Genomic DNA, 665 nt, shown 5'->3' with positions numbered 1-665 from the left:
TCCAGCTTCAGCGGGGTCTTCGGACCGACGTTGCGCTCGAAGATCTCGCCGTAGTTGCCCAGCGTCTTGATGACGTTGTAGGCCCACTTCTCGTCGAGGCCCAGGGCCGCCCCCATGCCGGGCGAGGCGCCGAGCAGGCGCTGCACGTCGGGGTCCTTGCTGCTGAGGAACTCGTCGATGTTCTTCGAGGTGATGCCCTTCTCCTCCGCCTGGATGGTGGCGTAGACCGTCCACTTGACGATGTCGAACCACTGGTCGTCGCCGTGGCGCACCGCCGGGGCCAGCGGCTCCTTGGAGATGATCTCCGGCAGGATGAGGTGGTCGTCGGGGTTCGGCGCCACCGAGGCGCGGGTGCCGGCGAGGCCGGAGGCGTCGGTGGTCAGGACGTCGCAGCGGCCGGAGAAGTAGGCGGCGTTCACCTCGTCCTGCGACTCGATGACGACGGGGTTGTACTGCATGTTGCTGGCGCGGAAATAGTCGGCCAGGTTCAGCTCGGTGGTGGTGCCGGACTGGACGCAGACGGTGGCGCCGCTCAGCTCCTTGGCGGAGGTGACGCCGAGCTTCTTCGGCACCATGAAGCCCTGGCCGTCATAGTAGGTGACGGGGGCGAAGTTGAGGCCGACCGAGGTGTCGCGGGTCAGGGTCCAGGTGGTGTTGCGCGACAG

1 protein-coding gene is annotated in these 665 nt (G+C 67.1%); it reads right to left on the bottom strand.

The features are described from left to right. On the bottom strand, nt 1-665 hold a 665-nt coding region (locus ACSBPG_RS32020), incomplete at both ends, for an amino acid ABC transporter substrate-binding protein (RefSeq protein WP_435541300.1).

This window comes from Azospirillum sp. ST 5-10, from assembly GCF_051225715.1.
Classification (GTDB): Bacteria; Pseudomonadota; Alphaproteobacteria; order Azospirillales; family Azospirillaceae; genus Azospirillum.
Note: the sequence above shows the minus strand (reverse complement) of the source record. Positions and strands in the feature narration are given on the sequence as shown.